The following is a 26439-nucleotide window of genomic DNA, read 5'->3' as shown; positions in this document are numbered from 1 at the left end:
GTCGCGGGGCAGGTACAGGCTGTCCAGGCTCGGCAGGTACACGAACTCCCGGCTGCGATACGAGACGTTGACCTGGATGTTCCGGGCCCGGTCGACCGAGAGCAGCACCACGGCCGTGCCCTCGCGTTTAAGCCGGGCGATCATGTCGTCGATGTGCCGCTGGATGCCCCCGCCCCAGCTGTGGGTCACGAACAGCACCGCCCGGCCATGGAAGTGTCGGGCGAGCCGGTAGAGGTCGAGCCGCGCCCGGCCGCGCCGGCCCGGGTCGGCCTGGACGAACTGGCCGACGAGCGCCGGGTAGTCCGGATGCTTGGCGAGCAGCGCGGCCTGGCCCTGGTCGTACTCGCCGCCCGGGTCGAGCCCGAACGAGATCTGCCCGGCATGGTAGACGTACACGTCCTCGGCTAAGAGGTTCGAGAACCCGGCCTTGCGGGCGCGCATGCACCAATCGTTCTCCTCGCCGTAGCCCTTGCCGAAGGCGACCTCGTCGAGCGTGCCGACCGCGTCGAGGGCTTCTGCCGTCATGTACATGCAGAAGCCGACCCCGGTGGGGACCTCGACGGAGCGGCCGCGGTTGAGCGCCCTGGCGGCCTGGTCGAGCTCGGGCCGGGGGATCTCGAGCGCCATGGTGTTGTTGGCGTTGAAGCGCGGGTAGCTGCAGATCGTGGCGTTGTTCGACAGCGGCGTGACGCTGCCCACCGGCGGGCGGCCTTCCGCATCTGCCGTCTCGGCATGGGCGACGAGCCGGTCGAGCCAGTCGCCGAACACCTGGGCGTCGGAGTTGAGCAGGACCACGGCCCGGCCCTGGCGCAGACTGAGCCCGCGATTGACCGAGCGGACGAAGCCGAGGTTGTTTTGGTTTTCGACTAGGTGAAACAGGCTGCGGCCCGCGAGCTCGGCGAGCTCCGCGGTGAGCTGCGGGTCGGGGGATCGGTCGTTGACCGCGAGCAGGGTGAACGGGGTTTTCTGCGGGGCGGCGAGGCAGGCGTGGATGGCGCGCAGGGTCTCGCCGCGGCCCTTGTAGACCGGCAGGATCACGACGACCCGGGCTTGGGCGAGGGTGAGGGCCCGGGGCAGGGTGTCCCAGTCCTGCGGCTCGGGGGCCTCCATGGCCGGCCAGCTGCCGAGATCCTCGGGGCAGCCCATCAGCCCGGCGGCGCGGCCGGTGCGGACGTAGTGCAGGAACGGCGACTCGCCCGGCGCCAGGAGATGCCCGTAGGTCTCCTCGTAGAACGCGATCGAGAAGCGCTTGCTCGGGTCGCGGCCCTCGTGCTGGCCGTAGGCGACGAAATGGCCGAGCGGGCCGCCCGCGGCGCCGGCAACGTCGGGATTGCGCTTCGCGTAGAACGCGGCGTCGAAATACGGCTCGATCAGCCGGGCCTGCTCCGCCAGGGCGTCCGCCTCGGAGGGCGGTGGGCCGTAGCGCGGATCGAACGTCCCGGCCGCGATGTCGGTGCCGTGCAGCAGCGCGGTGGCGAGGTGGTGGACCAGGGGCGCGATGCCGGTCTCCCGCGCCCAGGGATGCGCGTCGCCATAGGCCTGCCCGTTGAAGTCGGGGCGCGGGTTGCGGCCCTGGCGCCAGCCGGTGTCGCAATAGTCGCGGACGGCGTCCACGTCCTCGGCCAGGCCGTAGCGCTGCCGGTAGAAGGCATGGTCGAGATGCAGCGCCGCCAGCCCGGCCTGCAGGTCCAGGGATGCTCCCCGGTCCACGGGTGCCCGCCCGATCGCGCCGAGCCAGAGCGTGTCCTCCACGGGCGGACGCGCCGGGCGCAGGCCGCAGACCCGCAGCAGCGCGTCGAGGGTCGAGCGCCCCGGGCCCGGATCGCGCAGCTCCCGCCAGCCGCTGGTGGCGAAGTGCAGGTAGGGCGCGGTCTCCCGCACATCCGCGTAGGTCGCCCGGTACCAGGCCTCGTCCACGGCCGGGACGTTGAGCCTGTCCGGGCCCGCGAACGGCTTTTTCCCGGTCAGCAGCGTCTCGGCGATAGTGCGGAAGAACGGGTCGCCGATGACCGCCCGGCTGCCTGCGCGCGCCTGCACGAATCCGGCCGGGTCGAAATCCGGGCGCGGGCTGCGCAGCGATCGCCAGCCGCCGCTCACGTAGGCACGGAGCAGCTCGGCGTCGGACGTATCCTCTTCTCCGTCCAGTCCTTGGCGAAAATACGCGGCATCGAAATAGGGCGCGAGCGTCTCGGCCTGGAGCGCAAAAAAATCTTCCGGGTCGGGCCGGGCCGAGCCGCCGTGCAGGACGTAGTGCACCAGCGGATTCTGGGTCGCGTAGGAGATGTTCCGGGTCAGGCAGTAGGCCAGGGTGTCGAAGTGCGGCGACGGCTCGCGGCCCTCGCGCCAGCCGGAGGCCATGTAATGGCTGGCCGGATCGACGCCTGCGGCCTGCAAGTCGGGGTTGTTAGCGAGGTAGAACGACCCGTCGATGAGGCGGCGGGCTAGGCGCTCGACCTGTCTCGTATCGGGCCTGGGCAGGGCGCCGCCGTGGGCGCGCTGCGCCGTCACCCAGTGCAGGAACGGGTTGATGCCGGCGGCGGCCAGATAGGGCCGCGCGGCGAGGTAGTCGGCGGTCGAGAAGTCGGGCCGGGGATCCCGGCCCTCGCGCCAGCCGAGCGTGAGGTAATCGCGCACGGCATCGACGGTGATGCCGTACCAGCTCGCGTAGAAGCCGGCATCGACATAGGGCTCCAGCGCCGCGACCAGGCGCGCCTCGAGATCGTCGCCGGCACCCGCGCCGACCCAGCGGGCCTGCAGGGCGGCGGGCCGGCCCAGCGGATCGCTGAGCTGGCGCCAGCCGAGGCGCAGGGCGCGCGCGGACTCGACGGCGCCGCGCGCGACCGGCCGGCCGATGCGGCGCTTGAACCGCCCGAGGGTCGGGGGCAAACCGAGGCGCATCTCAGGGCTCTGCGGGGGAACGTGCGCCGCGTGCCGTCACGAGGCGCGGCATCCGTCGGCCGCCTTCGGGGTCGACGCGGTCGAGGCGCTGGTCTCGGATCGGCTCATGGTCGGCAGCGTCGGGGGGCGTGCGAGGCGCGGAGGCGAGCGTCGCATTCTTCGCCCGTCGAACTAACGGAACCGGCCGAGTCCGTAAACCATGGGCCGGTCCGTCCTCGGCCTGTGCAGAGGCAGCGCATGCCCAACCCGAGACGGTCACTTGCCGAAAACTGAGTTTCGATATATCTAAAAATCCAACCTATCGAAACTGGATCACCATCATGCGCCGTGTCTCTTCCTTTCCATTCCGGCATCCCTTCTTCGCCGCGTTCGACCAGGGCGACCCCTTCGATGCGTACCGGTCCCGGGGCCATCGCGACGGGATGGGCTCCGAGCATCGCGGGCGGCATGGAAGCCATGGCCGCGGGCCGGGCGACCGGCGGATGTTCGGCCGCGGCGGTCGCGGCGACCTGGCGCGCTTCTTCGCGCATGGCGACCTGCGCCTCGTCATCCTGCACCTCATCGCCGAGAAGTCGCGGCACGGCTACGAGATCATCAAGGCGATCGAGGAGCGGGTCGGCGGCGCCTACAGCCCGAGCCCCGGCACGGTCTATCCGACGCTCACGCTCCTGGAGGAACTCGGCCACGTCACCGTGACCCCCGGGGAGGGCACCAAGCGGCTGCACACGATCACCCCGGAGGGGCAGTCGGTCCTGGACGGCAACCGCCCGACCCTCGAGGCGATCCTGGCCCGGATGGCCGAAGCGGAGGCCGCCCGCGGCGACGGGCCGCCGCCCTCCCTGGTGCGCGCCAGGGAGGGGCTGAAGCTCGCCTTGCAGATGCGGCTGGCCCGCGGGCCCCTCGACGCCGAACAGGCTGCTGCCATCACGGCCGCCCTGGAGGCCGCCACCGTCGCGGTGGAGCGGGCGTGAGCGGCCGGAGCCCGGCCCGTGCCTGATCCGAAGCTCGCCCGCCTCGCGCTCGGCATCACCCTGTTCCGGCCGAGCCCGGATCAGGTGGACCGGGTGCTGGCGCATGCCGCGTCCGGATTCGCCGGGGTGATCGCCTTCGACGATGGCGGCCTGCCCGATGCGGAGGCGGAGCGCCTCGCCCGGGCCGGCGTGACCGTGCTGTCGGCGGGGCGCAATGTCGGCATCGCCGCGGCGCTCAACCGGATCGCCGAAGCGGCCCGGACGACCGGCGCGAACACCCTGCTGCTGCTCGACCAGGATGCCGAGCCGCCGGCCGGGCTGGCCGCGGCGCTGCTCGCCGCCCTCGACCGGCTTCGGGAGGCCGCGATCCCGGTGGCGGTGGTGGGGCCGGCTCCCGCCCCGGCCGCCGGCCACAAGGCGCCGGCCTACCCGCCCCGCCCCGGCGCGCCGGCCTGCGGCCCCCTCCCCCCAGCCTGCGGCGCCCTCGCCCCGGTGCAGTTCCTGGCGACCTCGGGCTCGCTCATCGACCTCGACGCCCTCGCCCGGATCGGGCCGTTCCGCGCCGACTTCTTTATCGACGGCGTCGAGCTGGAATGGTGCTTTCGCGCCTGGAGCCAAAACTTCGGCTGCTACCTCGCCCGCGACGTCGCGATCCCGCACCGGGTCGGGGGCGGGGTGATCCGCGGCTTCGGGATCGCGATGCCGCGCCAGCCCCTGTTCCGCATGGCGACCTACCTGCGCAACGCGGTCTATGCCTGGCGCCTGCCGTACGTGCCCCTGCGCTGGAAGCTCGCCCAGGCCGCCTACCTGCCGCTCCAGGCCGGCTTGTACTGGGCGGATTCGGGCTGGCGGCCCACTGTGCTGCTGCGACTGCTCGCGGCCGTCCGCGACGGCGCCCGCGGGCGCCTCGGGCCGCCCCGGGATCGCGCATGATGGATCGCGCCCACCTCGACGTGGTGATCGTCAACTGGAACGGCGGCGCCCTGCTCCGGGCCTGCCTGGCGAGTCTCGCGGCCGTTGAGGAGGCCGCCGCCGTGCAGGTCATCGTGGTCGACAACGCCTCGCAGGATGGCTCGGCGGACGACCTGCCCGCCCTGCCCCGCCCGCTCCGGCTGATCCGCAACGCTGAAAACCTTGGCTTCGGCCGCGCCTGCGACCAGGGCGCCGCCGCCGGGGACGCCCCGGCGATCCTGTTCCTCAACCCGGACACGCAGGTCGCCCCGGATGCCCTCCGGGTGGCCCGGGACGCCCTGATGGCAGATCCGCGCACCGGGATCGTCGGCGCCCGGTTGGTCGACCCGGACGGCCGGACCGCCCGCTCCTGCGCCCGGGCGCCCACCGGCCTCGGCCTGCTCGGCCGCACCCTCGCCCTCGACCGGCTCGGCCTCGTCCGGCCACACTTTCTGGTCGAGTGGGATCACGCCGACGACCGCGCCGTCGGCCAGGTGATGGGCGCGTTCCTGATGATCCGCCGGGACCTGTTCGCGGTGCTGGACGGCTTCGACCCGCGCTTCTTCGTCTACTGGGAGGATGCCGACCTGTGCACCCGCGCCCGCGCCGCCGGCTTCGCGGTGCGGCACGTGGCCGGGGCGGTCGCCCACCATGTCGGCCAGGGCACGACCCGGCAGGCGCGGGCGCGGCGGCTGTTCTACTTCCTGCGCAGCCAGATCCTGTATGCCGGCAAGCACCACGGCCGGGCCGCCGCCCTGGCACTGATCGCGGCGAGCTTCTGTGCGCAGGTGCCCCTGCGGCTCGCCCTGGCGCTCGCCCGCCGGTCCCCCGGGGAGGCCGCGGAGGTGCTGCGGGCAGCCGCACTCCTGGCCGCGGCGCTGCCGGGTCTCGCAGGGGCCGGGCCGTCGCGGCGTGCGCCGTGAGCGCGCCGGCGGGACCGATCATCAGGGCTCCGCCCTCATCACCCGCCAAAGAGCTTCAAGCCCTTGGGAACCCATGATCTCCGGGTCGCGGCGGGCCGCCCTCAGGCGACGGCCTCCGGCTTCCGCGCCTTGACGCGACCCCTGCTGCTTGCGCCGTGGAGGATCGTCGCGACCGCCAGGATGAGGGCTGCGGCCGGTCCGAGCGCCCGGACATCCCAGATATCGATGATCCACCCGCCCAGCAGGCCGGCCGAGCCGATCCCGGGATACATCGCGGAGGCGTTGAGCGAGATGAGGATCTGCCCCAGGTGAGGCGCCGCGGAGAGCAGGCGCAGCTGTTGCGCCGGCAGCAGAAGCCAGCCCGCGCCGTTCCAGAGGGTGATGGCCACCAGCGTGCCGGGCAGCGTGTCCGCGAGGGTCGGGAGACAGGCGAGGACGCCCATCACCACGACGAGGCTCACGGTCACGGTCTGGCGCGCGCCCCAGCGGTCGGCCAGCCATCCGCTGAGGCCGTTGCCGAGGGTTCCGGCGCAGCCGAACACGACCAGCACGAGGCTCACGGTGCCGGCGTCTGCCCGCAGGGTCTCGGTGAGGAGCGGCCCGATATAGGTGTAGACCGTGAAGCCCGCCGCCATGGCCAGAGCGGTGACCGTGAGCGTCGTCGGAACACCGGGCGTCCGTAGGGCCTTGAGGCGATCACGAAGCCCAACGGCTGGCGGGGGCGGCAAGTCCGGCAACAGGCGCGCCAAGCCGAGAAGCGCTGCGACGCCGAGACCCGTCACGAGCCAGAACGCCGCGCGGAAGCCGCCGATCCAGGCCCCGAGGGGAACCCCGACGATCGTCGACATCGTGATGCCGCCCAGGACCAGGGACAGCGCCCGTCCGCGATGGCTCGGACCCGCCAGCGTCGCCGCGGCGACGGACGCGCAGGGTGTGAAGGCCGCCGACGCGAGCGCCGCCACGACGCGCGCCGCCAGCAGGCCCGCATAGGTCGTGGCGAGGGCCGCACCCGCATTGCCCAGGATGAACACCAACAACGCCCCCAGGATGAGGCGACGGCGCGGGACGGTTGCGGTCAGCGAGGCGATGAGGGGACTGCTGATCGCGTAGACCACCGCGAAAGCAGTCACGAGGCGTCCTGCAGTCGAGATGCTGACATGCGTCTCAGTGCTGATGGCCCCGAGGATGCCGGCGACGATGAATCCGTCGGTTCCGATGGCAAAGGTTCCCAGCGTCAGCAGAAGAATCCGCGGCCACATGCATCGCTCCTTGCGTGGTGACACGCGCGACCGTAGCCTTTGACAGTGCTGTCAGGGTCAAGCCTTCGCGAACACGATGCGGATCGGTGAGCTTGCGCGACGCACGGGCGTCAGCGTGCGCATGTTGCGCTTCTACGAACAGGAGGGCTTGCTGCGGCCGCCGCGCCGCGAGTCCGGCCAGCGCGATTACAGCGACGATGATGCCCGGCAGGTTCGCCGCATCCGTGCGTTGAACACGGCAGGATTGACGCTGCGGGCAATCCGCATCGTGTTGCCGTGCGTGAAGCGCGAGGGACAGGGTTTCCGGCCCTGTGCAGGGGTTCGGGCGACCCTCGAACGGGAAAGAGATAGGATCGTGGAAAGGCTGGAGGTCCTCGAGAGCGGACGGGCGACGCTCCAGTCTTATCTGGATGCCCTGGAGCCCGGTCAGCCCGATTGATCGCAGGGGGCTAGGGGCGGCCGATATGCGCCACGGAGGCGATCTCCACGAGGGCGTCGGGCTTCACGAGGCCGCACTGGATGCAGTAGCGCGCCGGCTTCTCGCCCGGAAAGTAGTCCGCATAGACCGCGTTGATCGCCGCGTAATCGGCCCAATCCTTCAGGAAGACGTGGTTGAAGGTCACGTCGTCCATCGTGCCGCCCGCGGCCTCGACCACACCCTTGATCGTCTCCAGCACGTGCCGGGCCTGCGCGGCGGCGTCGCCGACATGGACCACGTTGGCGTCCGCATCCAGCGGCAGCGTGCCCGAGACGTACAGCACCCCGTCCGCCAGGGTGCCGGGCACGTAAGGGGCGAGCGGCTTGCCCGTCCCCGGCGGGATGACGACCTGCTTCGGCATTTTTCTTCGGACTTTCGTGGTGCGAGTGCGGGGACGGCGGGTGGTCTACTCGGCGGCGGCGCGGGTCTCCGCGCTCAGTGCTGCCTCGAACGCGGCGACGTCCGAGACCCAGCCGAAGAAGGTCTCGATATTGGCGAGCGCCCCCTCGTGCAGGCTGCGCGGCCCGGCCTGGTGGGTGGCGTCCGCCAGGACGATCCCGAAATACTCCCGGTGGTAGCCGTCCCGCAGGGTCGACTCGACGCAGACATTGGTGGCGATGCCGGTGAACACCAGCGTGTTCACCCCCCGGGCCCGCAGCATGCTGTCGAGCGGCGTGTTGTAGAAGCCGCTGTAGCGCGGCTTGCCCAGCACGATGTCGCCGGGCTCGGGCTTCAGGGCGTCGACCAGGGCGTAGTCCCAGGAGCCCTTGGCCAGCAGCTGCGCGTTCATCTCCGGCCGCCGCCGCATGGTCTTGAGGGCGTTGGACTTGTGCCAGTTCGGCGAGCCCGGGCCGCCGGCCTCGACATAGTCCGGGTCCCAGCCGTTCTGGAACCACAGGATCCGGATGCCAGCAGCCCGGGCCGCCGCCACCGCCCGGATGATCCGGGCGATGACCGGCCCGGTGCCCGACACGTCGAAGCCCGCGAGATCGAGATAGCCGCCGGGGCTGGCATAGGCGTTCTGCACGTCGACGACGATCAGCGCCGTCGCGGCCGGGTCGAAGGCGATCGGCTCGGGCCGGGCCGGCAGGATCACGTCGCCGTGGCGGCCATGGGCGTCGTGGAAACCGGCTTGCATGTCCATCACGCGACCTCTCTCATCATGCGACCTCGGCCAGCGGTGCCGGCACCACGTGCCGGCGGGAGTGCATCAGCGGCTGGATCCGAGTCCCGAAGGCGTCGAGACCCTTCAGGAAGTCGTCGAACACCAGCAGCACCCCCTCCACCCCGTCGATCGTCGTGATCGCGTCGAGCATCGCGGCCACGTGGGCGTAGCTGCCCACCAGGGTGCCCATGTTGAGGTTCACCGCCGAGGTCGGGTCGGCGAGCTGGCGGACATTGGTGTCGCTGCCGGACTTGGTGTCGGCCGCGCCCTGGACCCCGAGCCAGGCGATCGCCTCGGCATCGGCCCCCGCCTTGTAATGCTCCCAGGTCGCCATCGCGGCGGCGTCGGTCTCGTCGGCGATGATCATGAACAGCGCGTAGGCAGTCACGTGCCGTCCGGTCTTGGCCCGGGCCTCGGCCAGCCGCTCCACCACGGGTGCGAAGGCGGTCGGCGTGTTGAGGCCTTTCCCCAGGCAGAAATTGTAGTCCGCATATTGCGCCGTGAAGGCCATGCCGGCGCCGCTCTGGCCGGCGCAGATGATCTTCATCGGCGCCTGGGGCCGGGGGCTCAGGCGGCAATCGTTCATCTGGAAGAACGTGCCCTTGAGGTCGCTGGCGCCGGTCTCCCAAAGCTCGCGCAGAACCTGAGCATACTCTGCCAAGTAGTCGTATCGCTTGGAGAAATACGCCTCGCCCGGCCACAGGCCCATCTGGTCGTATTCCGGCTTCTGCCAGCCGGTGACGAGGTTCAGGCCGAAGCGCCCGCCCGAGATCGAATCGATGGTCGCGGCCATGCGGGCGACGATCGCGGGCGGCATACACAGGGTCGCCGCAGTGGCGAACAGCTTGATCCGGGTGGTGACCGCGGCCAGCCCCGCCATCAGGGTGAACGACTCGAGGTTGTGGTCCCAGAACTCGGTCTTGCCGCCGAAGCCGCGCAGCTTGATCATCGAGAGGGCGAAATCGAGCCCGTAACCCTCCGCCTTGAGGGTGATCTGCTTGTTGAGTTCGAAGCTCGGCCGGTATTGCGGGGCGTTCTCCGACAGCAGCCAGCCGTTGTTGCCGATCGGGATGAACACCCCGACGCTCATGGGGGCGACGTCCCCGGTCGGGACCGTCCCGGGGAGGGTCTCCGCGTTCGCCTGGCTCTGCACCATCGCCCTCTGCTCCGCTCGACCGAGCCCGGAGGCTTGAGTCGGTCTGCGGACGCTCGCAAAACCCGGGCGGAGAATCAAACCCGTGCGCCGGCTCGGTGCCGAAATTGCCTCTCTTTCCAGCGACTTGCACAACCGAAGCGCGATGCCTGCACATCCTGCGCGCGCGGTGCTTGCCGACCGCCTTCGTCCGTCTAGTTGATCAGTCGGCTCAGGTGTCTCGTGGGAGGCGCCCGATCGGAGTGACCGTCGATGCGCGCGTGGCTCGCCCTCCTGATGCTCCTCGGCCTGGCAGGGTCGGCGGCGGCCGATGACGGCGCCCGGGCGGCGGCCCGGGCGGTGATCACCAAGCAGGTCGAGGCGCTCGGGCGCGACGATGCGCCGACCGCCTACGCCCAGGCGGCCCCGGCGATCCAAGACCTGTTCCCGAACGCCGACCTGTTCATCGGCATGGTCCGCAACCAGTACCGCCCGGTCTACCGCCACCGCAGCTTCGTGTTCGGCGAAGGCCGGGATACCGGGGAGGCGGGCGTGATGCAGTCGGTGGCGATTCAGGACGAGTACGGCGTCGACTGGACGGCCGAGTACAGCCTCGCCCGGGACGCGGACGGGACCTGGCGCATCACCGGCTGCCGCCTGATCAAGGCGCCGGGCACGAGCGCCTGACCGGCGCCCGCGTTCCGGCCGAGTCCTACGCGGCGGCGAGGAGCTTGGTCTTCCGGATTTCTCCATCGAGCGCGATGTGGAGTTCGTGGTCCGCCCCGTCCTTCGCGCCCCGCAGTTCGAAATGCTTGGGCTTGCGCGCGGGCGTGCCGGAGACCGTGTAGCCCGCAGCCTCGGCGGCCCGGACCGCCAGGGCGGGATCGGCCGGCGGATGGTCGTGCCCCTCCTTCTTGGGTCCGTCCTTCTCCGGCCAGTCGATCGTGCGGGTTGAGCCGTCCGCCAGGGTGAGGCGGGTGACCTTGATCTCGGACGGCTTCTGCGTCCCCTGGACCGAGACCCGGTCGCCGACCGCCAGGGTGATCCCCGCGGCGCCCTTCGAGCCGAGATCCGCCAGGATCCGCCCTCCGGCCCCGTCGAGGGCGAATCGGTGTCCGAACACCGCCCAGACGGTGCCGCTGGCGTCGTGCAAATCGGTTTTCGTATCAGTCATGTCGTTGATCCTGTTGATTGTTCTGTTTCCGGGCGCTGCCGCCCGGGTGAGGGGCTAGCGGGCTTCGCCGGGGCGCATCGTCGCGAGCTTGTCGAGCATCTGCAGGGTGATGTCGGCGCAGGCCTTCATCGATTCCTCGTCGGCGCATTTCACGTCGATCCGGGCATCGCCGCGCTCGAACAGGAAATGCGCGCCCTTCGGCGGCGGCGGAGGGGGCGGCGGCGGCCCGTCGGGGCCGGGACCGCGCTGGGGGCCACCGGGCGGCGGCGGGGGTGGTCCGTCCGGGCCGGGACCGCGCCGGGGACCGCCCGGGGGCGGGGGCGGCGGCGGGGCGCCGGCCTCGGGGCCGGGCCTCGGGCCGCCGGGGGGCGGTGTCTGCGCGATCGCCGCGGTGCCGAGCAGCAGCGCGGCGGCGCCGGCCAGGGCGAGGGGTCGAATGGCGAGGGATCGAACAGCGAAGGTTCGAATCATGTCGGCTCTCTCTCAGGAAGCACCCCGCGGGCGGGGTCGGGCCGCCCCCGCGGCGCCGGCCGGTCGGGCCGGGGTTCCTCGGGGGTGATCCGGTTCTAGGGAAGCCGGCGCAACCGGTCCTGAACCGGCCCGTTCAGGCCCGGTTAAACCGCCGGGCCCGCCCCGGCGGCCCGGGCTTTCGACAGGTCCGCCCGCATCGTGTAGAGGGGGCGCCTTCCTCCCGGAGGCCCCTGTGCTCCACGTCTCGACCCGCGGCGAGGCCGCGCCGCTCTCGTTCTCGGATGCGCTCCTCGCAGGCCTCGCCCGCGATGGCGGACTCTACGTGCCGCAGACCTGGCCGCAGATCGGCCGGTCGGAGATCGCCGCGCTGGCCGGCAAGCCCTACGCGGAGGCCGCCAAGCGCGTGCTGCGCCCGCTGATGGATGGCGAGATCGCCGGCCCGGACCTCGACCGGATGATCGACGAATCCTACGCCACCTTCCGGCACCCGGCGGTCTGCCCGCTGACCCAGCTCGACGACAACCTGTTCCTGCTGGAGCTCTTCCACGGGCCGACGCTGGCGTTCAAGGACGTGGCGATGCAGCTGCTCGGGCGGCTGATGGACCATGTCCTCGCCAAGCGCGACACCCGCGCCACCATCGTGGGCGCGACCTCGGGCGATACCGGCTCGGCCGCCGTGGAGGCGTTCGGCGGCCTCGACCGGGTCGACATCTTCATCCTCTACCCGCACGGGCGGGTGTCGGAGGTCCAGCGGCGGCAGATGACCTCGGTGCCGGCGCAGAACGTCCACGCGCTCGCCGTGGACGGCACCTTCGACGATTGCCAGAACTTGGTCAAAGCCCTGTTCCAGCACGCCGATTTCGCCGATGCGGTGCGGCTGTCCGGGGTCAACTCGATCAACTGGGCCCGGGTCGCGGCGCAGGCCGTGTACTACTTCACCAGCGCGGTGGCGCTCGGCGCGCCCCACCGGCCGGTCTCCTTCGCGGTGCCGACCGGCAATTTCGGCGACGTGCTCGCCGGCTGGGTCGCCAAGCGGATGGGCCTGCCGATCGAGCGGCTGATGATCGGCACCAACGCCAACGACATCCTGGTGCGCACCCTGGAGCAGGGCGCCTACGAGCTGCGCGGCGTCGTGCCCACGACCTCGCCCTCCATGGACATCCAGATTTCTTCGAATTTCGAGCGGCTGCTGTTCGAGGCGCTCGGCCGCGACGCCTCGGCGCTGTCGCGGCTGATGGCCGGGCTGAAGCAATCCGGCGGCTTCTCGCTGAGCCCCGAGGTCCTGGCCACGGTCCGCTCCGAGTTCGATGCCACAGCGGTCCCCGAGGGCGACGTGATGGAAGAGATCGCCCTGACCCAGGCCGCCACCGGGATCGTGCTCGATCCCCACAGCGCCATCGGGGTCCGCGCCGGCCGCCGGCTCCTGGAGCAGGATCCCGCGACCCCTGTCGTCGCCCTGGCCACGGCGCATCCCGCAAAATTCCCCGACGCGGTCGCCAAGGCCACCGGCGGCCTGCGCCCGCCCCTGCCGCCGCACCTCGCCGACCTCATGGACCGGCCCGAGCGCATGACCCCGGTGGCCAACGACCAGGCCGCCGTGGAGCGGCTGATCCGTGAGCGCGCCCGCATCACGAAGGGTGCCTGACCCCGCGATGAACCAGCATTTCACCACGCACGCCGCCTCCCCGTCCCTGCGCACGACCCGGCTTGCGAACGGCGTGACGGTGGTGACCGAGCCGATGCCGGGGGTCGCGACCGCGAGCCTCGGCGTCTGGGTCGGGGCCGGCTCGCGCAACGAGCGCGCCGACGAGGCCGGGCTGTCCCACCTCATCGAGCACATGGCGTTCAAGGGCACCCGCACGCGCTCGGCCCAGAGAATCGCCGAGGAGATCGAGAATGTCGGCGGCGAGATCAACGCCGCCACCTCCACGGAGGGGACGAGCTACACCGCCCGGGTGCTCGGCGAGGATGCCGGCCTCGCCCTCGACGTGATCGGCGACATCCTCACCGATTCGGTGTTCGATGCCGGCGAGCTCGCCCGGGAGAAGGGCGTGATCCTGCAGGAATACGCCGCCGTCGAGGACACCCCCGACGACGTGGTCTACGACGCCTTCACGGAAGCCGCCTTCCCGGACCAGCCAGTCGGCCGGCCGATCCTGGGTCGGCCCGAGACGATCCGGAGCTTCGACGAGGCCGGGATCCGCGCCTACCTCGCCCGGGAATACACGCCGGACCGCATCGTCGTGGCCGGCGCCGGCGCGGTGACCCACGAGGCGATCGTCGCGGCCGCCGAGCGCCATTTCGGCGCCCTGCCGGCGACAGTAGCGCCGGCCGCGGTGCCGGGGCTCTACGGCGGCGGCGAGCGGCGGATGCCGCGCAAGCTCGAACAGGCCAACGTCGTGATCGGCCTGCCCGGCCTGTCGTTCCGGGACGACCGCTACTACGCGCTGCACATGTTCGCGCAGGTGCTCGGCGGCGGCCTGACCTCCCGGCTCTGGCAGGAGGTGCGCGAGACCCGCGGCCTCGCCTACGAGATCCAGGCCTTCCACTGGCCGTTCTCCGATTGCGGCCTCTTCGGCATCGGCGCCGGCACCGCCGGGGCGGACCTGCCCGAACTCGTCGAGGTGACGCTCGCGGCCACGGCCCGGGCCGCCCGGGACCTCGCCGAGCCCGAGATCGCCCGGGCCAAGGCGCAGCTGAAGGTGTCGCTGCTCTCGGCGCTGGAGACGCCCGGCGGGCGCATCGAGCGCAACGCCCGCCAGATCCTGGCCTGGGGCCGGGTGATCCCGGCGGGTGAGGTGATCGACAAGATCGACGCCGTCACGGTCGCCGACGTGCGGGCGGCCGCGGCTGCCATGCTGAAGGGCGCGCCGACGCTCGCGGCGATCGGCCCGATCCGCAAGCTGCCCGCCCTCGACCGGATCGCCGCCGCCCTCGGCGCGGCCTGAAATCCACTGCCTCTATGGACAAGCGACCCCGGGCGGCCGCCTCCCCGCCGCACCCAACTTGATTTGGCCGCAAAGGGGCGCGATCCGCGGAGTCCGGATCCGGACCGGGGCGGCTGCCCCGGGGTCGGGGCCCTCCTATCGATCGCGGCCGCCCGGGTGGCCGATGCCGAAGCTCGCACGGCCGGAACTCAAGACACCCTTGCGCATCCTCGCCCTCCTCCTGACCCTGGTCGGTGCCCTGTCGCTGGCCGTCTCGGCGAGCGCCCCGGCCCTGGCCGTCGAGGCGGTGCGCGTCACCCTCGACGCGCCGGTAATAGACCTGACCACCGCGATCGAGCGCTATCGCTCGGACGGCGATCTGATCCAGATCTCGACGGCGCCCGGCAAGGACGGCATCGTCCGCCGCATCGTCGTGAAGGCGCGCGACGCCGGCGCCCGGCCCGACTGGATCGTGTTCGCGCTCACCAACGACACCGACGAGCAGATCGACCGCATCCTGGTGGCGCCGCATTTCCGGCTGGTGGATTCCGGGGTGATCTGGCCCGATCTCGGTGGCTCGCGGATCGCCGCCATCACGGCGAGCCAGGGCATCCGCCCGGAGCGCGACGAGAACCCGGAAGCCGACCAGTTCACCATCACGCTGGATCCCGGCACGACCGTCACCTACGTCGCCGAGCTGCGCGGCCCCAACGTCCCGCAGCTGCACCTGTGGGATCAGGACGCCTATCGCCGCAAGACCGCCGGGCTGACCCTGTACAAGGGCATCATCATCGGCATCAGCGGCCTGCTCGCCCTGTTCCTGACCATCGTGTTCGTGGTCAAGGGCGCGATCATCTTCCCGGCGGCCGCGGCTTTGGCCTGGTCGGTGCTGGCCTATGCCTGCATCGATTTCGGCTTCCTCCAGCGGGTGTTTCCCGTCACCGAGCTCGCCGAGCGGGTCTACCGGGCCTCCGCCGAGGCGGTGCTCGGGGCGACGCTGCTGGTGTTCCTGTTCGCCTACCTGAACCTCGCCCGCTGGCACGTGCGCTACAGCCACGTGGCGTTCTTCTGGCTCGCCTTCCTGGCCGGCCTCGTCGGGCTGGCGGTGTTCGATCCGCCGGTGGCCGCGGGCGTGGCGCGCATCTCCATCGCCGCGGTGGCGGGGATCGGCCTGCTGCTGATCGTCTACCTGGCCGCCCATAACGGCTACGACCGCGCCATCCTGCTGGTGCCGACCTGGCTGCTGCTGGTGGTCTGGGTGACGGCCGCCGGCTTCGCGGTCACCGGCCAGATCGGCAGCGACCTGGTGCAGCCGGCGCTCATCGGCGGCCTCGTGCTGATCGTGATGCTGATCGGCTTCACGGTACTCCAGCACGCCTTCGCGGGCGGCGGCCTCAGCCACGCCCTGGTCTCGGACACCGAGCGGCGGGCGCTGGCGCTCACCGGCGCGGGCGACGTGGTGTTCGACTGGGACGTGCCCGCCGACCGGGTCTTTGCGGGCCCCGAGATCGAGGCGCAGTTGGGCCTGCCCCGGGGCACCCTGGAGGGCCCGGCGACGAACTGGCTCGGCACGCTCCACCCGTTCGATGTGGAGCGCTACTCGGCGGCCCTCGACACGGTGATCGAGGAAAGGCGCGGGCGCATCGTCCACGATTTCCGCCTGCGCTCGGCCGCCGGCACCTATTTCTGGTACCGGCTGAAGGCCCGGCCGGTGATCGGCGCCGACGGCGAGGTGATCCGCGTGGTCGGCACCATCGCGGACGTGACCGAGATCAAGACCGCCGAGGAGCGCCTGCTCCACGACGCCGTGCACGACAGCCTCACCGGCCTGCCCAACCGCGAGCTGTTCGGCGACCGCCTCGACGCGGCTTTGGCTTTCGCCGGCCAGGACCAGCGGCTCAAGCCCACCGTGATCGTGCTGGATGTCGACCGGTTCAAGGGCATCAACGACGCCATCGGGTTGTCGGCGGGCGATTCGATCCTGCTGACCCTGTCCCGCCGGCTCGGCCGCCTGCTGCGGCCGCAGGACAGCCTGGCCCGGATTTCCAGCGACGAGTTCGCGGTGATCCTGCTGTCCGAGCGCGACCCCGACCGGATCCTGGCCTTCGCCGAGATGATCCGCCGGGCGATCGCCACGCCGATCACCTACGCCGACCGGGAGATCTTCCTCACCGTCTCGATCGGGCTGGCCCTCTACGAGGCGGGGGCCAACCTCAAGCGCGACGAGGTGTTCAAGAGCGCCGAGATCGCCATGATCCAGGCCAAGCGCAACGGCGGCGACCGGATCGAGGTGTTCCGCGCCCACATGCGCACCGACCGCTCCGACCGGCTGATGCTGGAGAGCGACCTGCGCAAGGCGATCGAGCGCAACGAGCTGCGGGTGCTGTTCCTGCCGGTGGTCCGGCTCGAGGACCGCACCGTGGCGGGGTTCGAGACCGTTTTGCGCTGGGACCACCCGAAGCTCGGGCGCATCCCGGCCTCGACCTTCATGCCGCTCGCCGAAGAGAGCGGCTTCATCGTCAATCTCGGCATCTTCGCCCTGGAGCGCACCGCCCTGGAGCTCGCCGCCTGGCAGCGCTCCCTCGAGGTCGAGCCGCCGATCTTCGCGGCCTGCAACCTGTCCTCACGCCAGCTCCTGCGCCACGACCTGCTGCACGACGTGAAGACCGTGCTGGCCCGCTCCGGGGCGCTCCCCGGCTCGCTCAAGCTGGAATTCAGCGAGAGCCTGGTGATGGAGAACCCGGAATACGCCGCCCAGATGCTGGCCCGGATCCACGACCTCGGGGCCGGCCTGTGCCTGTCGGATTTCGGCACCGGCTACTCGGCCCTGTCCTATCTCCAGCGCTTCCCGTTCGACACGATCAAGGTCGACGCCACCTTCGTGCGCCAGATCGGCACCGGCCAGACCGCGATCCTGCGCTCGATCGTCCGGATGGCGAGCGAACTGAACCTCGCCATCGTGGCCGAGGGCTGCGAATCGGAGAGCGACGCCCAGGCGCTGGCCGGTCTCGGCTGCGAATACGCGCTGGGCCCCGCCTTCGGCGAGCCGATGACCCTGCTCCAGGCCCGCCAGATCGTCGGGGCGGCGCCGGAGGCGGCCTGAGAGCCGGCAAGTCGCCCGATGAGTTTAAGCCCCCCTTAACCATGTCCGCGCAAGCTCCTGTTGATGGATTGGCGCTCCGGCGCCCGGGATGGGGATGGGCGGATGGCCGAGGCGGCGAGGCGTTACCAGCAGGCGGGCAGCTCGGATCTCGTGCGGCGTCTGATCGCCCGGCCGGTCCGGCTGGAGCAGCAGGCCCGCACCCGGCTTCCCCTGCCCGGCCAGGAGGCGCGGGTCTCCGGCGCCTCCCAGGACGACCTGTCCGAGGATCTTGACGACGCCGACGAGATCGCCCGGCTCGAGACCGAGCTGCAGGTGATGAAGGCGGTGCTCCGGGCTCAGCGGCAGGAGGTCGAGGCCCTTCGGGCGCAGCGCCAGCTCCTGACCGAGTCCGCGGCGAGCGACGACGTCCGGGCGACCCGCGAGCGCTGGGCGTCCCTGGTCGACACCCTGCTGATCCGCGCCCGGTGATCCCTCTCCAGACCAAGCGGGGTACGGCCATGGGCGCGCGCTGCTCGCTCGTCGTCAACGGCCGGTCGGTGCGCGTCTCGACCGGCGACACGCCGCTCGAAGCGGCCCTCGCCGAAGGCATGATCGCGCCCGTGCAGGCGCAGCTCGCCAACCAGAGTGCCGGCCAGGGCAATGCCGCGCCCTCGAGCCGCCGGCCCCCGGCCCGCCGGGCCCGGGCCGAGGCCCTGCGCCCGAGCTTGCCCGACGCCCCGATCCTGGGCCAGGAGGAGGCCCCGCCCCCGCCGGTGGCGATCCGCAAGGGTACCGTCTCGGAGATCCGCCGGCTCTGCCCCGGCATCGTCGAGGTGGTGGCGACCCTGACCCGGCGCCCGAACCTCGAACCCGGCCACCAGGCCCTCGTCACCTTCGCGGGCCTGCCCGCCCTGACCCTGGCCCCGACCCTGCGGGTCGATGGTTCCGCCGAGATCAACGAGGCGGTGTTCCACATCCCCCGGGATCCCGAGGGCGGCCCGGTCGACGCGATCCGCCTCGATCAGCCCGTGCGCCTGAAGGGCCCCGTCGGCCGCGGCCAGTACCGGCCCGGCGGCGGGCGCCTCGTGCTGGTGGCGGCCGGGGCCGGCTTCGGCCCGATCTGGTCGATCGCCCGGGCGGCCCGCTATAGCGAGCCCGCCCGCGAGATGGCGCTCGCGGTGGGCGCCCGCGACGCCCTCGACCTCTACATGCGCGAGAGCCTGGACTGGCTGCGCTGCACCGGCGTCGGCCGGATCGTGCTCTGCGCCGACCGCGGGCGCCAGCGACCGCCGGACGTGCGCTCCGGCCCGCTCACCGCCCACCTGCCGAGCCTGCGCGCCACCGACGTCGTGCACGTCGCCGGCGACATCGCCACCGTCGGCGCCGTGCAGGTGCTCGCCGCCGCGGTGGGCGCGCGCTGCTACCCGATCGTGCTCGACTGAACCCCGCGGTCCCGGCGCCCGGTCGAGCGGATCCCCCGATGCGCCGCGTGCTCTGCCTCGGCTACAGCGTCACGGAGCTGCCGGGCTATGTCGAGCGGGCCAACGCCCTGGCCGCGGCGGAGGGGCGGCCGGTCACCTTCCTGTGCAGCGGCTGGGGCGGCCACTCCCTGCCCTCGATCGCCTGCCTGATCGACGAAATCCTCGACGCTTGTCCCTGCGACCACGTCCTGCTGGAGCTGTTCACCGGCAACGTCCGCTACTTCGACGGCGCGACGATGCGGGCCTACCTGGACGACATCCTGGCAGCCACCGCCCGCCGGAACCTGCCGGTCGCCTTCCTCAACCTCCACCAGGGCGGGGTCGATTACGCGGCCGAGCCTGTCGCCGGCCTGCTCGCCGAATACCGCGCCCTCTACGGCATCCCGTATCTCGACATCGCCGCCCCGGTGGCCGAAGCGGGGGCGGGCGACATCACCTACCTGCTGAAGGACGGGACCCATGTCGCCCCGGCCGGGGCCGAGCTCTACGGCACCCTGGTCTACGCCCTGATGCGGGCGCCGCCCCCGGGCCGCGCCTATATCGACCGGTTCCGGGGCTTGCCGGTCCGGTTCGACTCCCTGGTCCTGCGCACCCTCCCCGGCTTCGCCTGCCGATTCGAGCTGCGCCGCAACGGCATCCCGCTGCATTTCCTGGAGATTCCCGAAGGCGCGCGTGTCGAGATCCCGCTCGGGCGGCCGCGTTACGTGATCGGCGCCCTGGTCACCTACGGCCCCCAGGCCGGCACCCTGATGGTCCAGGATCCGGCGACCGGGCGGGCCCGCGCGATCACCGCCTACGACGAATTTTCGTACTATACGCGCTCGGTCTACCGCAGCGCCGTGTTTCCGTCCGCCTGGACCCTGAGGATCGCGCAGTCGGCGGCGCTACCGGACATCGCCCTGCGCAAGGGCGAGCCGGACCGGGGCCCACGGCTCGGGCGCGTGTCGCACGTGTTCTTCCGGCGCAGGCTCGGGCTCGCCGAGCACGCGGCGTTGATCCGCCACCGGCTTCTACGCAACCTGCGTCGGCTCACGGGTTTCCCAAGGGCCTGAGGCCCTTGGGCGGGGTGTCGGGGCGGAGCCCGACACCAGGGCTCTGCCCTGGACCCGCGAAAGGTCCGAGACCTTTCGAAACCAGGACTTCCTTTCGAAACCGGGACTTCATTCAGCCCAGGCGGACGCGCCAGATCTCCTCGGCGTATTCGCGCATCGACCGGTCGGACGAGAACCACGCCATCCGGGCGGTGTTGCGGATCGCCTTGGCCCACCAGCCGCGCGGGTCGCGCCAGGCGGCGTCGATCGCGCGCTGCACCCGCCAGTAATCGTCGAAATCGGCGGTGAGCAGGTACTGGTCGCGCTGGCGCAGGTCGTCGGTGAGCGGCCGGAACCGGCCCGGCTCCTCCGGCGAGAACCGCCCGGAGGCGATCATGTCCAGCGCCGCCGCCAGCCGCGGCGAGGCCTGGATCGCCTTCGCGGCGTAGCCCGGCTCGGCCTCCCGCGCCTGCACCCCGGCAGCGTCGAGGCCGAAGATGAAGATGTTGTCCGCCCCGACATGGTCGCGGATCTCGATATTGGCGCCGTCCAGCGTGCCGACCGTGAGCGCGCCGTTGAGGGCGAACTTCATGTTGCCGGTCCCCGACGCCTCCATGCCGGCGGTAGAGATCTGCTCCGACAGGTCGGCGCCCGGGATGATCGTCTCGGCCAAGCTCACCGAGTAGTTCGGCAGGAACGCCACCTTCAGCCGGCCCGCGACCTCCGGGTCGTCGTTCACCGCCTTGGCCACGTCGCAGGCGAGCTTGATGATCAGCTTGGCCCGGACATAGCTCGGCGCCGCCTTGCCGGCGAAGATCTTGACCCGGGGCGTCCAGTCCCGGTGCGGCTCGGCCTTGATCGCCTGGTAGAGCGCCACCGTCTCGACGACGTTGAGCAGCTGGCGCTTGTATTCGTGGATGCGCTTGACCTGGACGTCGAACAGCGCGTCCGGGTCGATGTCGATGCCGGTGCGCTCGGCCACGACCTTGGCGAGCGCCTCCTTGCGCTGCCGGCGCACGGCGGCGTAGCGCGCCACGAAGGCCGGATCCTCGGCATGGGCCTCGAGGCCCCGGAGCAACTCGGGGTTGTCGAGCACGCCGGCGCCCACCGTCTCCACGGCGAGCCGGGTCAGGCCCGGATTGGCGTTGTGGAGCCAGCGCCGGAAGGTGATGCCGTTGGTCTTGTTGACGATCTTGTCCGAGTCGAGCGCGTGCAGCGGCGCGAACACCGTCGACCGCATCAGGTCGGTGTGCAGCGCCGAGACGCCGTTGACCCGGCGGGCGCCGTGGAAGGCCAGGTGCCCCATCCGCACCCGCCGGCCGTGGGCCTCGTCGATCAGCGAGATCGAGGCCAGGTAGGCGGCGTCCTGATGGGCGGCGTCCTGGCGGCCGTGCTTGGCCTGCTCTTCCAGGTGCATCCAGTTGATCAGGTAGATGATCTGCATGTGGCGCGGCAGCAGCCGCTCCATCAGCTCCACCGGCCAGGTCTCCAGCGCCTCGGGCAGCAGGGTGTGGTTGGTGTAGTTCAGCGTGTTGGTGGTGACGTGCCACGCATCCTCCCAGGAGAGGTCGTGGTTCTCCATGAGGATGCGCATCAGCTCCGGCACCGCGATGGCCGGGTGGGTGTCGTTGAGCTGGATCGCGGCGTGGTCGGGCAGGGAGCGCACGTCGCCGCGCTCGGTCACGTGCCGGGCGATGAGATCCTGGAGCGAGGCCGAGGTGAAGAAGTATTCCTGGCGCAGGCGCAGCTCCTGCCCGTCCGCCGACGAATCGCTCGGATAGAGCACCCGGGAGATCGCCTCGGCGCGCATGCGCGCCGCGACCGCGCCGACATGGTCGCCGTCGTTGAAGCGGCCAAGATCGACCGGCTCGCCGGCCTCCGCCTTCCACAGGCGCAGCCGGTTGACGTGGCGCCCGCGCCAGCCGACCACCGGGATGTCGTGGGCGACCGCCCGCACGGTCTCGGCGGGCTGCCAGTGGCGGCGGATCACGCCCTCGCCGGGGGAGGACAGGGTGACGGTGCCGCCGAAGCCGATCGTGTAGGTCGCGTCGGGCCGGGCGAACTCCCAGGGGTTGCCCTCGGCCAGCCAAGTCTCCGGCGCCTCGCGCTGCCAGCCGTCCTCGAAGGATTGGCGGAACAGGCCATGGTCGTACCGGATGCCGTAGCCGACCGCCGGGATGCCGATGCTGGCCATGCTGTCCATGAAGCAGGCGGCCAGCCGGCCGAGGCCGCCATTGCCGAGCGCCGCGTCGGGCTCGGCATCCTGCACGGCGTCGAGATCGACCCCGAGTTCCCGGAGCGCCGCCCGGGTCGTGTCGGTGAGGCCGAGGTTGTTCATCGCGTCCGACATCAGCCGGCCGATGAGGAATTCGAGCGAAAGGTAGTAGACCCGCTTGTTCGGCACGGCCTTCTCGGAGGCCATGCAGGCCGTCACGATCCGCTCGCGCAGGGCCATCGCGGTCGCGACGAACCAGTCGCGCGGGCGGGCGGTCTCGGGCGTCCGGCCCAGCGCGAAGGTGAGCTTGGCGCGGATCGACTCTCGCAGGTCGACCACGGAATCGCCGGTCTCGGACAGGAGTGGTGCGATCCAGGCGGCGGTCGTCGGGATCTCGGAAGCGCTGTCGTCGCGCAAGGTTTCCCGCTGGGCGGGCGGAGTGAGAACGTCGTTCAGCACGTGCGGGTCCCCCAAAAGTCAGCGCCCCGGATTTCTAGCGCCAGGGCTATCGTGGGCGGATTATCTCTTTTGACGGATTGCCAGCGAATGAACGTCTCGGCGATCCGTGCCCCGAAGCCGCAAATGTGCGACCGGTTTCCGGGCGAAGTCGTGGCAGCGCCGCACCGACCGGGGCGTACGACTGCGCGGCCAGAGATATGGCGCGACTACGTGACATTCTAGACACAACGTCCGGCGTGGCCAGCCCCCCGACGCGCGCATCTGAGCCGTCGCCAGCGCGCGGCTCAGCAGTTAACCGTGCGTCGGGGATTCGCGAGGCGCAGCATGACCGAGACCGTCTGGTGGAAGCGCGGGACCGTCTACCAGGTCTATCCCCGCTCGTTCCAGGACACGAACGGCGACGGGGTCGGCGACCTGCCCGGCATCACGGCGCGGCTGGATTACCTCGCCTGGCTCGGGGTCGACGCGGTGTGGATCTCGCCGGTCTACCCCTCGCCCATGGCGGATTTCGGCTACGACGTGGCCGATTACTGCGGCATCGACCCGCTGTTCGGCACGCTGGCCGATTTCGACGCGCTGATCGCGGAGGCGCACCGGCGCAAGCTGAAGGTGATCCTCGACTTCGTGCCCAACCATTCCTCGATCGCGCATCCGTGGTTCGCGGAGAGCCGGTCGTCGCGGTCGAGCCCGAAGCGGGACTGGTACATCTGGCGCGACCCGGCCCCGGGGGGCGGTCCGCCGAACAACTGGGTCTCGAATTTCGGCGGCCCGGCCTGGACCCTCGATGACGCCACCGGCCAGTACTACTACCACGCCTTCCTGACCGAGCAGCCGGACCTGAACTGGCGCAACCCCGCCGTGCGCGAGGCCATGCACGATGCGCTCCGCTTCTGGCTGGAGCGCGGGGTCGACGGGTTCCGGGTCGACGTGATCTGGCACCTGATGAAGGATGCGGGATTTCGCGACAACCCGGCCAATCCCGACTACGCGCCGGGTACGCCCGAGATCAACCGCTTCACCCAGGTCTATTCCGCCGACCGCCCGGAGGTGTTCGACGTGATCGCCGGGATGCGGGCGGTGCTGCGCCAGTACGGCGAGCGGGTCCTGATCGGGGAGATCTACCTGCCGATCGAGCGGCTGGTGGCCTATTACGGTCCGGATCTCACCGGCGCCGACCTGCCCTTCAACTTCCAGCTGATCCAGACCCCGTGGCGGGCCGACGCGGTCGCCGACCTGGTGGCCAATTACGAGGCGGCGCTGCCCGAGGGCGGCTGGCCGAACTGGGTGCTGGGCAACCACGACCAGCCGCGGATCGCCGCCCGGGTGGGCGAGGCCCAGGCGCGGATCGCCGCGATGCTGCTGCTGACCTTACGCGGCACTCCGACCCTCTATTACGGCGACGAGCTCGGCCTCGGCCGCGTCCCGATTCCCCCGGGGCGCGCCCGGGATCCCTGGGAGCGCAACGAGCCCGGGCATGGCCGCGACCCGGAGCGCACGCCGATGCAGTGGGACGAGGCGCCGAAAGCCGGCTTCTCCACCGCCGAGCCATGGCTACCCCTTTCGGAGGATTGGCCGACCCGCAACGTCGAGGCCCAGCGCTCGGACCCCGCCTCGATGCTGACCCTGCACCGGCGGCTCCTGGCGCTGCGGCGCGACCACGCAGCGCTCGCGGTCGGCGACTACCGAGGCGTGCCCGTGGAGACCGCGGACGTGTTTGCCTACGAGCGCTTCACCGACGGCGAGACACTGCGCGTGCTCCTGAACTTCGGCGCCGCCGCAGAAACGCTGCCGCTGCCCGAGGGCGACTGGATCGTGCTGCTCTCGACGTTGGCCGGGCGTGCGGGGGAACCCGCCCGGGCGACTTTGGCCCTCGGACCCGCCGAGGGGGTGATCCTTCGCCGGGGCTGACGAGGTGGCCTGGAGCCCGCCCCTGCCATCTCTTGTCGCAGTGCAGCGCAGTCATCAGGCTGTGGCCGAATCTGTAACCGATGCTTAAGGCAATTCCTGGCCTAAATTGTGCGTCGCAGCGGAACTGCTGCGGCTGAGGAGCATTGGACATGGTTGAGGTCGTGACAGCGGTGTCTGCCCGAACCTCTGCCCGACCGGGGCATCCCGCCCGGCCAGGATCGATGCCGATGCACGACGCGCTTCGCGGTTGCTCCCTGGCCGATGACGCCTTCGGTGAGAGCGGCACCGCCGCCGCGCAGCACTTCACCAATCCGGCCCGGCCGGCCTCGTTGCGCCGCCGCATCCTCTACGCCACCCCGGAGATGGCTGACTTTGTGAAGACCGGCGGTCTCGGCGAGGTCTCGGCCACCCTGCCCCGGGCCCTGGTGCCGCATTACGATATCCGCGTGCTGATCCCCGGCTACCGCCAGGTCCGCGCCGCGTTCCCCGACATCCCGGTGGTCGCCCGGCTCGAGGGCCTCGCGGGCGTCCCGCCCTGCGACCTCGGCCTAGTCGAGGCGGCCGACGGCCTGCGCATCTACGTCCTGCTGGCGCCCGACCTGTACGAGCGCGACGGCACGCCCTACGGCGACGCCCACGGCGATTTCGGCGACAACGACCTGCGCTTCGCCCGCCTCAGCCTCGCGGCCGCGGAGATCGCCGCCGGTGCCGATTCCGACTGGGCGGCGGACCTGCTGCACCTCAACGACTGGCAGGCGGCCCTGGCCCCGGCCTACCTGGCCTGGCGCGGCCGGCGCATCCCGAGCGTGCTGACGATCCACAACCTCGCCTATCAGGGCCTGTTCCCCCGCGACAGCCTGGGCCGCCTCGGCGTGCCGGACTCGGCCTTCCAGGTCGACGGCGCCGAGTTCTACGGCCAGCTGTCGTTCCTCAAGGCCGGGATCTTCTACGCCTCGCAGGTCACCACGGTGAGCGAGACCTACGCACGGGAGATCCAGACCCCCGAGATGGGCTGCGGCCTCGACGGGCTGCTGCGCACCCGCGCCGGCCAGGGCCGGTTAGCCGGCATCCTCAACGGCATCGACGAGACCTGGGATCCCAGCACCGACCGGCACCTCGCCACCCGGTTCGAGGTCGACGACTGGAAGGGCAAGCGGGCCAATGCCGAGGCGGTGCGCCAGCAATTCGGGCTGGCGGTCTCCCGCGGGCCGCTCTTCGCGATCGTATCCCGGCTGGTGCACCAGAAGGGCATCGACCTGAGCCTGCAGGCGGCCGAGGCGATCGTGGCCGAGGGCGGCCAGCTGGTGGTGATCGGCCAGGGCGAGGGCCGGTTCGAGCAAGCCCTGCGCGGCCTGTCCAAGCGCCACCCCGACGCCGTCGGGGTGCATGTCGGCTTCGAGGAGGCCCAGGCAAGGCGGATGTTCGCGGGCAGCGACTTCCTGCTGATGCCCTCGCGGTTCGAGCCCTGCGGGCTCGCCCAGATGTACGCCCAGCGCTTCGGCTCCCTGCCGATCGTGCACCGCACCGGGGGCCTCGCCGACACGGTCGAGGACGGGGTGACGGGCTTCACCTTCCCGGAGGCCACGGCCTCCGCGTTCGGGTCCGCGGTCCGCCGGGCGTTCGAGGCGTTCGGCCAGAAGAAGCGGCTCAACGCCATGCGCCGGCGCGCCATGGTGGCCCGGTTCGGCTGGGATCAGGCCGCCGACAACTATGCCGGGCTCTACGCCCGCGCCATCGGCAACAGCCCGGCGCTGCGCTGGCGGGCGGCGTAAGGCCGGGTTTCCAGAGGGCTCAGCCCTTTGGCGGGGTGTCGGGGCGGAGCCTCGATGGATTGGGCGAAGCCCGACACCAGGGCTCCGCCCTGGACCCGCGAAAGGTCACGGACCTTTCGGATCCGTGACCTACGGGGACGAG

At 71.3% G+C, this 26439-nt stretch carries 21 protein-coding genes; 13 read left to right on the top strand and 8 right to left on the bottom strand.

Annotated features, from left to right (window positions below):
- Positions 1-2898: glycosyltransferase family 2 protein (locus MKL09_RS08780; protein WP_244019560.1), on the bottom strand; the 2898-nt coding region annotated here is incomplete at its 3' end.
- Between the two features lie 320 nt (positions 2899-3218).
- On the opposite strand from MKL09_RS08780, the gene MKL09_RS08775 reads away from it, so the two are divergent.
- The 3 genes from MKL09_RS08775 to MKL09_RS08765 are packed head-to-tail and all read left to right on the top strand — an operon-like array spanning position 3219 to position 5743.
- Positions 3219-3869 (top strand): PadR family transcriptional regulator, encoded by a 651-nt coding sequence (locus tag MKL09_RS08775; RefSeq protein ID WP_244019559.1) that lies wholly within the window; start codon positions 3219-3221, stop codon positions 3867-3869.
- Positions 3870-3887: 18 nt separating this feature from the next.
- On the top strand, positions 3888-4802 hold the full coding sequence (locus tag MKL09_RS08770; RefSeq protein WP_244019558.1) for a glycosyltransferase: 915 nt from the start codon (positions 3888-3890) through the stop codon (positions 4800-4802).
- Entirely contained in the window at positions 4799-5743 is a 945-nt protein-coding gene (locus MKL09_RS08765; RefSeq protein ID WP_244019557.1) for a glycosyltransferase family 2 protein, read from the top strand. Before MKL09_RS08770 ends, MKL09_RS08765 begins: the two co-directional genes overlap by 4 nt.
- Before the next feature lie 101 nt (positions 5744-5844).
- Here MKL09_RS08765 and MKL09_RS08760 read toward each other — a convergent pair whose 3' ends face one another.
- Positions 5845-7002, bottom strand: a complete 1158-nt coding sequence (locus MKL09_RS08760) for an MFS transporter (protein ID WP_244019556.1) — start codon at positions 7000-7002, stop codon at positions 5845-5847.
- Between the two features lie 76 nt (positions 7003-7078).
- Here MKL09_RS08760 and MKL09_RS08755 point away from each other — a divergent pair, with 76 nt between their 5' ends.
- Entirely contained in the window at positions 7079-7441 is a 363-nt protein-coding gene (locus MKL09_RS08755; protein WP_244019554.1) for a MerR family transcriptional regulator, read from the top strand.
- Between the two features lie 10 nt (positions 7442-7451).
- On the opposite strand, the gene rutC is transcribed toward MKL09_RS08755, so the two are convergent.
- Genes rutC through rutA form a run of 3 tightly spaced genes read right to left on the bottom strand, consistent with a single transcriptional unit; the run spans position 7452 to position 9735 of the window.
- The gene (rutC, locus tag MKL09_RS08750) at positions 7452-7841 is read right to left on the bottom strand and encodes a pyrimidine utilization protein C (RefSeq protein ID WP_244019553.1); all 390 of its coding nucleotides are present in this window, start codon (positions 7839-7841) and stop codon (positions 7452-7454) included.
- 45 nt (positions 7842-7886) lie between these two features.
- The gene (gene rutB / locus MKL09_RS08745) at positions 7887-8624 is read right to left on the bottom strand and encodes a pyrimidine utilization protein B (RefSeq protein WP_244019552.1); all 738 of its coding nucleotides are present in this window, start codon (positions 8622-8624) and stop codon (positions 7887-7889) included.
- A 16-nt stretch (positions 8625-8640) separates the two neighbouring features.
- Positions 8641-9735: a pyrimidine utilization protein A gene (rutA, locus tag MKL09_RS08740; protein WP_244019564.1), complete on the bottom strand. Its 1095-nt coding sequence runs from the start codon at positions 9733-9735 to the stop codon at positions 8641-8643.
- A 315-nt stretch (positions 9736-10050) separates the two neighbouring features.
- Here rutA and MKL09_RS08735 point away from each other — a divergent pair, with 315 nt between their 5' ends.
- Complete coding sequence (locus MKL09_RS08735) at positions 10051-10464, top strand: DUF4864 domain-containing protein (RefSeq protein WP_244019551.1); 414 nt, start codon at positions 10051-10053, stop codon at positions 10462-10464.
- A gap of 25 nt (positions 10465-10489) precedes the next feature.
- Here MKL09_RS08735 and MKL09_RS08730 read toward each other — a convergent pair whose 3' ends face one another.
- Positions 10490-10951, bottom strand: a complete 462-nt coding sequence (locus MKL09_RS08730; protein ID WP_244019550.1) for a hypothetical protein — start codon at positions 10949-10951, stop codon at positions 10490-10492.
- A gap of 54 nt (positions 10952-11005) precedes the next feature.
- Positions 11006-11422, bottom strand: a complete 417-nt coding sequence (locus MKL09_RS08725; protein WP_244019549.1) for a hypothetical protein — start codon at positions 11420-11422, stop codon at positions 11006-11008.
- Positions 11423-11654: 232 nt separating this feature from the next.
- Here MKL09_RS08725 and thrC point away from each other — a divergent pair, with 232 nt between their 5' ends.
- From thrC to MKL09_RS08695, 6 genes are all read left to right on the top strand, one after another.
- The gene (gene thrC / locus MKL09_RS08720; protein WP_244019547.1) at positions 11655-13067 is read left to right on the top strand and encodes a threonine synthase; all 1413 of its coding nucleotides are present in this window, start codon (positions 11655-11657) and stop codon (positions 13065-13067) included.
- A 7-nt stretch (positions 13068-13074) separates the two neighbouring features.
- On the top strand, positions 13075-14370 hold the full coding sequence (locus MKL09_RS08715) for a M16 family metallopeptidase (protein ID WP_244019546.1): 1296 nt from the start codon (positions 13075-13077) through the stop codon (positions 14368-14370).
- Between the two features lie 163 nt (positions 14371-14533).
- Entirely contained in the window at positions 14534-17452 is a 2919-nt protein-coding gene (locus MKL09_RS08710) for a sensor domain-containing phosphodiesterase (protein ID WP_244019545.1), read from the top strand.
- A gap of 63 nt (positions 17453-17515) precedes the next feature.
- Positions 17516-17920 carry a hypothetical protein gene (locus MKL09_RS08705; RefSeq protein WP_244019544.1) on the top strand — a complete coding sequence of 135 codons (405 nt, stop codon included), beginning with the start codon at positions 17516-17518 and terminating at the stop codon, positions 17918-17920.
- A gap of 29 nt (positions 17921-17949) precedes the next feature.
- A complete protein-coding gene (locus tag MKL09_RS08700; RefSeq protein ID WP_244019562.1) occupies positions 17950-18873 on the top strand; it encodes a ferredoxin--NAD(+) reductase in 924 nt (307 codons plus the stop codon).
- A 38-nt stretch (positions 18874-18911) separates the two neighbouring features.
- On the top strand, positions 18912-19964 hold the full coding sequence (locus MKL09_RS08695) for an SGNH/GDSL hydrolase family protein (protein WP_244019543.1): 1053 nt from the start codon (positions 18912-18914) through the stop codon (positions 19962-19964).
- 112 nt (positions 19965-20076) lie between these two features.
- Here MKL09_RS08695 and MKL09_RS08690 read toward each other — a convergent pair whose 3' ends face one another.
- Positions 20077-22617, bottom strand: a complete 2541-nt coding sequence (locus tag MKL09_RS08690) for a glycogen/starch/alpha-glucan phosphorylase (RefSeq protein ID WP_409566910.1) — start codon at positions 22615-22617, stop codon at positions 20077-20079.
- 324 nt (positions 22618-22941) lie between these two features.
- Between MKL09_RS08690 and MKL09_RS08685 the strand changes: the two genes are divergently transcribed.
- On the top strand, positions 22942-24525 hold the full coding sequence (locus MKL09_RS08685) for an alpha-amylase family glycosyl hydrolase (RefSeq protein WP_244019542.1): 1584 nt from the start codon (positions 22942-22944) through the stop codon (positions 24523-24525).
- A gap of 227 nt (positions 24526-24752) precedes the next feature.
- Positions 24753-26297, top strand: a complete 1545-nt coding sequence (gene glgA / locus MKL09_RS08680; RefSeq protein ID WP_244019540.1) for a glycogen synthase GlgA — start codon at positions 24753-24755, stop codon at positions 26295-26297.
- Positions 26298-26439 lie beyond the last annotated feature (142 nt).

It is taken from the genome of Methylobacterium sp. J-048 (assembly GCF_022829515.1).
Classification (GTDB): domain Bacteria; phylum Pseudomonadota; class Alphaproteobacteria; order Rhizobiales; family Beijerinckiaceae; genus Methylobacterium.
This window is presented reverse-complemented; position numbering and strand designations above follow the sequence as displayed.